The 4,868-nt window shown below is 67.2% G+C and carries 7 protein-coding genes; 2 read left to right on the top strand and 5 right to left on the bottom strand.

Annotated elements, in window-relative coordinates:
• The first annotated feature begins 168 nt into the window (after positions 1 to 168).
• On the top strand, positions 169 to 447 hold the full coding sequence (locus D8M29_RS08660) for a hypothetical protein (protein WP_127435392.1): 279 nt from the start codon (positions 169 to 171) through the stop codon (positions 445 to 447).
• A gap of 54 nt (positions 448 to 501) precedes the next feature.
• On the opposite strand, the gene D8M29_RS08665 is transcribed toward D8M29_RS08660, so the two are convergent.
• Genes D8M29_RS08665 through mobC form a run of 4 tightly spaced genes read right to left on the bottom strand, consistent with a single transcriptional unit; the run spans position 502 to position 3,884 of the window.
• A complete protein-coding gene (locus D8M29_RS08665; RefSeq protein ID WP_127435391.1) occupies positions 502 to 951 on the bottom strand; it encodes a DUF4913 domain-containing protein in 450 nt (149 codons plus the stop codon).
• Positions 948 to 2,066: a hypothetical protein gene (locus D8M29_RS08670; RefSeq protein ID WP_127435390.1), complete on the bottom strand. Its 1,119-nt coding sequence runs from the start codon at positions 2,064 to 2,066 to the stop codon at positions 948 to 950. Before D8M29_RS08670 ends, D8M29_RS08665 begins: the two co-directional genes overlap by 4 nt.
• Complete coding sequence (locus tag D8M29_RS08675) at positions 2,050 to 3,504, bottom strand: hypothetical protein (RefSeq protein ID WP_127435389.1); 1,455 nt, start codon at positions 3,502 to 3,504, stop codon at positions 2,050 to 2,052. Before D8M29_RS08675 ends, D8M29_RS08670 begins: the two co-directional genes overlap by 17 nt.
• Entirely contained in the window at positions 3,501 to 3,884 is a 384-nt protein-coding gene (gene mobC, locus D8M29_RS08680) for a plasmid mobilization relaxosome protein MobC (protein ID WP_127435388.1), read from the bottom strand. Before mobC ends, D8M29_RS08675 begins: the two co-directional genes overlap by 4 nt.
• A 201-nt stretch (positions 3,885 to 4,085) precedes the next feature.
• On the opposite strand from mobC, the gene D8M29_RS08685 reads away from it, so the two are divergent.
• Positions 4,086 to 4,415, top strand: a complete 330-nt coding sequence (locus D8M29_RS08685) for a hypothetical protein (RefSeq protein WP_127435387.1) — start codon at positions 4,086 to 4,088, stop codon at positions 4,413 to 4,415.
• A 68-nt stretch (positions 4,416 to 4,483) separates the two neighbouring features.
• On the opposite strand, the gene D8M29_RS08690 is transcribed toward D8M29_RS08685, so the two are convergent.
• The coding region (locus tag D8M29_RS08690; protein ID WP_238692784.1) for a hypothetical protein at positions 4,484 to 4,868 on the bottom strand (385 nt) is incomplete at its 5' end.

Consider the following 4,868-nt stretch of genomic DNA (forward strand, 5'->3'; position numbering starts at 1 on the left):
CGCTGCAGGCTCACCACCGTGACCAACACCGGAGACGAGGTGGACCCCGACACCGAACTCACCCTCGGCCTCAGCGCCTGACCCCCATGAAGGATCAGACCGCTACACCATCACGAGGGGCTTGACCTCAGCGAGGGCCTGGAACGCCTTGGGCTGGAAGAGTCCCGCATGATCCCGTGCTTCATTGTTCGCGGCGCTGATCAGGGCAAGCAGTGGATTCACTTCTACAGCGCCGTGGTCGATGAGACTGTTGTGAAGGCTCTACGATCCGAAGGGGCCGTCGATGTACCTCTGTCGTTCTCGATCCAGGGGGGTGGCGCTTTGGTCATCCAGCACGAGGACAAGGGATTCGTGCGTGCCTACGGGCCGGGCACGTGGGACCGAATCTTCCGCTTCAACGAGGAGTTCATCGAACTGGAAGGCGAGGACTCCGCGAGCATCGAGTGAAGCACTCGCGCAGACGAAAGCGCCGCCCCCTCCAAGGGGGCGGCGCTTTCGTGTTCACTCGGTGGGTGGATCGAACCAACCGGGCGGGGCTGGCGCGGCAGGGAACACGGCGGGAACGTCGGTACGGCCCAGGGGCGCGCTGTAGTTCCAGAACGGGCCGTCAGCGGACGTAAGGTGCCCCAGGAGCGGGTAGAACACGTCGCGGAACCACGTCGCCATGACGCGAGGATCGGGGTCCACGCGGGTCTGTTCCCAGGAGCGCCACATCGCTTCGAGAACCGATCCCGCTTCCTCGTAGCGCCACCATTGCGGGTCCCAACGGAACCTGTTGGGGTTGCGTCGGAAGTGCGGCATCAGCCAGCCGCTCACCCACTCTCCGGCATGCGCGTAGAAGGTCCGCAGCTCCTGCTCCGTGTCGGATTCTTCGGGAGTCTCCTCGGGGGTCTCCTCGGGAGGCTCGTCTTCGAAACGCGGCATCGCGTTCAGCACGGGATCGGCGCTCACCGGCTCAACACCTCAGCGCGCTCGGCCTCGGCCTGGACACCCGCTGCTGGCCGCTTCCTCGGGGCGCGCTTCAACTCGGACGGATTCACCACATGCGGGCCGTGGGGGAAGGATTCCAGCTGCATACGGCGGACCTTGGACAGCTGGGCCGCTTCGGCTCCAGTCAGCTGCGCCACGTCACGCTGCGCGGCCTGAGCCAGATCATCCAGATGTTCTACCCGCGCAGCGTCGCCTTCGGCTTCGGCTTCCTCCCGCTGGGCGTCCCCCTGGGCTTCGGCCTGCGCGTCCTTCTCATCGGCGCGTGCGGCCACGCCTGCGGTGTCCGTGTGCGTCTCCGGCTCGGGTTCCTGGCCGAGTGCGCGGGCGCGTTGCTCGTCGGTCATCGCGTCGGGGAACTTCTCGGCAATCGCGCGGTCCACGTCCTCGTCGCGTCCGATCCAGCTCTGCACGTCCGCCCACGCCTCGGGCATGTCGCGGCCCAAGTTGTCCGGGGCGTTCTCGATGGCGCGCAACGCCCCGTTCTTGTCCACGGCGTGAAAGTCGCCCCGGTCATTGGACAGGTCGTGCAGGAAGAACAGTTCGGGGCCGTCCTCGGCCGGCTGCTGAACTTGCGCCGGCTCCTCGGCTGCCGCTTCTTGTTCCTGGACCTGCTCGGCAACGGCGCGGTCATCGGCGCGGTCCTGCCGGTGCTGGGCGAAGTAGTCATCGAGGGCGTCACGCAGTGCCGCGTGACGCTGCTCCAGCGAGGACGGGTGCGCGCGGTTGATCTCCTGGAGGTCGATCCCAAACTCGCTACGGAGCACATCAGCCCCGTGCATCCACGCTGAACGCGCCGCCGGCTCGTTGCTTCCCAGCGCGGCCGCGACGGCCAGGCGGTCAGCGATGGACTCCGATCCGGCGTGTTGCCAGAAATCCCGCGAGTAGAGGTCGTGTTGCACGACGCGCGCGGCGTTGGCGCGCACGCGCGCCTCCTCCGTGCCTGCCCTCTGTACACTCTGAACCTGCATCGCACGAGCGCGCAGCTGGTTCTCCCTCAGCTGCATCGACGCGCCGGTGACCATCCGCACCATCATCCCGAAGTCTTCCGCGACCTGGGATTCATCGTCCATAGCCATGACGGGCCTCCTTCTGCATCTCTCGTGTACCCACGGGAACGGTCGTGCCCGTGGTCGTGGGATCGGGGAACAACGACTTGTGCGCCCGTTCGGACGCGTCCGCCAGCACCATGAAGTCCCGCACCAACTGAGGACGCACCCCCACGACGTGCTGCTGCATCATCGCCCGCGACAGACGGTTGGCCTGACGCACCACGGCCAGCCAGCCACGATCCCGTCCCTTCGCAAAGCGGGCGGTTTGACGCACCCGCCACGCTCCGTTCGGCTCACTGTGCTGGGCTCGGGCGATGCGCTCGGACATGCGACTGAACGGACCGTCCTGCCCGCCTTCGTACTGCACAGCCAAACGCGCGTAGATGCACGCCAACGTGTCTGGTGCGGTGCCGGTCTTGCCGCTCATCATGCGCTCGACATGCACCCGGTGAACGGGCCGCTGCAATCGGGCCGGCTGTCCCGGGCGGCGCATCGTGCCATGCAACGCGCTCAGGTACGCCTCCGCCTCCGCGCGCCCCTTGTCCCCGAACCGGGCGCAGATGTTCGGCCAACTCAACGACGAATCCAGCTTCGACGGTGAGGCGAACACGTACTGGCCGTTCTTCGTCGTGTAGGACGCCCCCGGCAACGCGACCTTGTACCCGCGCACCACGTTGCGCGTGCCGCGCTCGAACGACGGGGCGACCTTCACCCCGGCCTCCTCCAACGCCTGCACGTACTCCAACGGGCTGCCTGCCGTCGCCAGCGCCGCGCGCATCTTCTGCCGCAGCGCCACGGGCACCGGCAACGTGTCCCCGGCCTTGCGTGCGCGCTCCTGCTCGGCACGCTTGTACCCGCTCAACGTCTTACCGGCCCCACGGCCCTCGACCACGGCCAGCGAAAACTCCTTCTCCAGCTCACGGCACGCCTCCTGCACACGCTTGAAATCGTTGTGCGTGTTCGCCTTCGTGCCGTCCTCGCGCACGAGCTGCACCGCAACGTGGATGTGATCATTGCCGTTCTTGGAGGTGCCGTGATGGATCGCCACCCACCGGGAAGTCTTCGCCCCGTCCGGGTCGATGAAACCCATCTTCTCCACGAAACGCTCCGCGATCGCGCCCCACTCGCTCGCGCTCACCTTGCGGTCATCGGCACGCAACGACAACGAGCAATGCCACACATGGCCGGCACGTTCACCGACCTTGACGTGCTTCTGCTGCTGCTCGTCCCACTCGCGCACCGGGGTCATCACGGCGGTGCCATGCGCGCGGCGCGGACGCTCCAGCTGGTACCCGATTTCAAACGCATCATGCTTGTTCAGCACCTTGCCCGGCTCGACGCGGAACGTGATCCGCTCGTCTCCGGCAACGATCATCGGACGGGTGTGCTCGTTCGCCCGGCCCGGCCCGGCAAGGTAGTAGACAAGCCCGGCCATGTCGCCGCCTCGGGTGACGTTCGGGATCATGGCCGCGCCTCCACGGACACCTGATCCACGGTCTCCTCCAGGCGGTCCAGGCAATGCCGCAACTGAGCCAGCTCCTCGCGCAGCTGAGCGTGCAGAACTTCGCCCGTCGCGTTCGCGTGGCGCGTGAGCTGGTTCAGGTTCGTTCCGACCTTGGTGATCTGGTGCTCCACCTTGAACAACGCCGTGATGGTCTCGCGCGCCGCCTGCGGGTCAACGCCCCGCGCCCGCGCGATGCCAGCCTCCACCATGTACCGCTGCACCGTCTTGTTCTCCCGCTGGGCCGCGATGGACAGCGCCGCCGCCTCAGCCTCGGTGAGACGAACGAACTTGGACACGGGGCGGCCACCATCATGGTTCGCCATCCGCTTCCGCTCGGCCATCGCCGCCCTTCTTCCAGCACAGTGCAACGCCACTCGGTCACACCGAGTGTCCCACCCCCTCGACCCACGGGCAAGGGGGGCAAGCCACTTAGCTATGCTAAGTGTATAGCTTGCTCCGGCTCCGCCGGTGCGGCCACCCTGGAGCCGGAGCACCTGTGGACAGCGCGGGCCTCGCAGACGATCACCGTCTACGCTGGGGTCATGGCTATGGACACCACTCGATTCCTGGACGAAGCGCGGCGCCTGACCGAACAGCGGATGGCTGCCGCCGAGACCATCGCTGCGGCCCTGTCGCGGCGTGACGACGCACATGCCGCCGCGGCAGCCGCAGACGCGGAAGCGGAGGCTGCATTCCGAGATGCTGAGCGTGCCGGTTGGACGGCTGCGGAGCTGAACCGGCTCCGGCCGGCGGACCTCGGATCACGTAAGCGCACGACGCGCCCTCGCAAGTCTCGCCGGCCTGCTCCCGACACGAGCACCGCGCCTCGCGATCCCGCGCAGGTCGCGGACACCACGCAGACAACCGACTGACCCACAACACGTCAGGGGCCGGTGTCCTTCGCTCAGCGAAGGACACCGGCCCCTGACGTTGGCAATCCCTAATCGAGCCCGAGGAACCCAAGCACGACACCACCGGGAACCAACTCATGATCGGTCGGCCGCAACGCCTCCCAACGCGACGACGACACCGCCCGCGCCGCCTCGATCACGCAGCGCATCGTCTCCTCACTCGCGTGCCGCTCCTCCGAGCTCTCGGTCCGGCGGTGCAGCGCCAGAACGGCGGCCATAATGCTCTGCATCCGGTCCGCCTCCCCGCCCGCCGGCAACGGGTCAAGCCCCTGCTCCCGCGCCCACTGAGTTGAGTCCCGGATAGTGGTGTAACCCTCCCCGGTGGCCACGACCATCTTCGAGACGGACGCGGTCACCGTGGGAGCCTTCGAGCGAACCTTCCACAGCACTCTCGAAAGGACATCACCACGATGA

It is taken from the genome of Micrococcus sp. HSID17227 (assembly GCF_003989405.1).
GTDB lineage: Bacteria > Actinomycetota > Actinomycetes > Actinomycetales > Micrococcaceae > Micrococcus > Micrococcus luteus.

Excerpts from the sequence above, each read along its gene's own strand:
- D8M29_RS08660 (WP_127435392.1), top strand. The coding sequence starts at position 169 with ATGATCCCGTGCTTCATTGTTCGCGGCGCTGATCAGGGCAAGCAGTGG.
- D8M29_RS08685 (WP_127435387.1), top strand. The coding sequence starts at position 4,086 with ATGGCTATGGACACCACTCGATTCCTGGACGAAGCGCGGCGCCTGACC.
- D8M29_RS08670 (WP_127435390.1), bottom strand. The coding sequence starts at position 2,066 with ATGGCTATGGACGATGAATCCCAGGTCGCGGAAGACTTCGGGATGATG.
- mobC (WP_127435388.1), bottom strand. The coding sequence starts at position 3,884 with ATGGCCGAGCGGAAGCGGATGGCGAACCATGATGGTGGCCGCCCCGTG.
- D8M29_RS08675 (WP_127435389.1), bottom strand. The coding sequence starts at position 3,504 with ATGATCCCGAACGTCACCCGAGGCGGCGACATGGCCGGGCTTGTCTAC.